This is a genomic window from Caloramator mitchellensis (assembly GCF_001440545.1).
Taxonomy (GTDB): domain Bacteria; phylum Bacillota; class Clostridia; order Clostridiales; family Caloramatoraceae; genus Caloramator; species Caloramator mitchellensis.
The window spans coordinates 1-815 of the sequence record NZ_LKHP01000044.1 but is presented as its reverse complement, the minus strand read 5'-3'; the positions used below and the strand labels follow the sequence as shown (position 1 = coordinate 815).

Annotated in this window: 1 protein-coding gene; it reads left to right on the top strand. The window is 33.3% G+C overall.

What is annotated here, in order from left to right:
- Nucleotides 1–45 precede the first annotated feature (45 nt).
- Nucleotides 46–815 (top strand): Rpn family recombination-promoting nuclease/putative transposase (locus ABG79_RS12115; protein ID WP_242859348.1); only part of this gene is annotated, 770 nt, incomplete at its 3' end.

The window sequence follows — 815 nt, the reverse complement described above, 5'->3', positions numbered from 1 at the left end:
AAACAAATACTGTTAAAATAAAGATAAGGAAGTAGGAGGGGTAGTATGCCTAAGAAAAGAAAAATAAATAAACAAGAATACAAAGACAATTTCATAGTTCAAGACATGCAAAAAGAATTAGACCTAATACCACCTAAAATGGACTTTGTGTTTAAATATATCTTTGGAAGTGAACAGCATAAAAGAGCATTAGTTTCATTCCTAAGTGCAGTTCTAAGATTGCCTAAGGAAGAATTAGAAGGACTAGAGATACTAAACAATGAACTCATTAAAAGTCATAAGAAAGACAAAAAGGGAGTCTTAGATGTAAGGGTAAAAACAAAAGATGGAAAAGAAATAGACATAGAAGTTCAAATAATAGACAGCGGCTATATGGCAGAGAGAACACTCTTTTACTGGAGCAAGATGTATACACAACAATTAGAATCAGGCTTAGATTACACTCATTTAAAAAAATGCATAACAATAAATATAGTAGACTTTGATGTGACACCACTTAAAAAACTAAGCTCAGTCTACCACATATTTGAGGATGAAACAAAATTTAAACTGACAGATGTTCTCGAAATACATTTCCTTGAGCTAAAGAAACTTTACAATCCAGAAGTTCCTAAGAATGAAAACGATCCTTTGGTAATGTGGATGGAATTCATAGATGGAAAGAGGGAGGTGATTGATGTGCTATCTAAAAAGAATGATGACATCAACTACGCATACGACCTTCTAAAGATAATAAGCAAGGATAAGAAAGCTAGAATGGAATACGAAGCAAGATTAGCTGCATTGAGGGATGAAATGACAAGGCTGCATGTGGC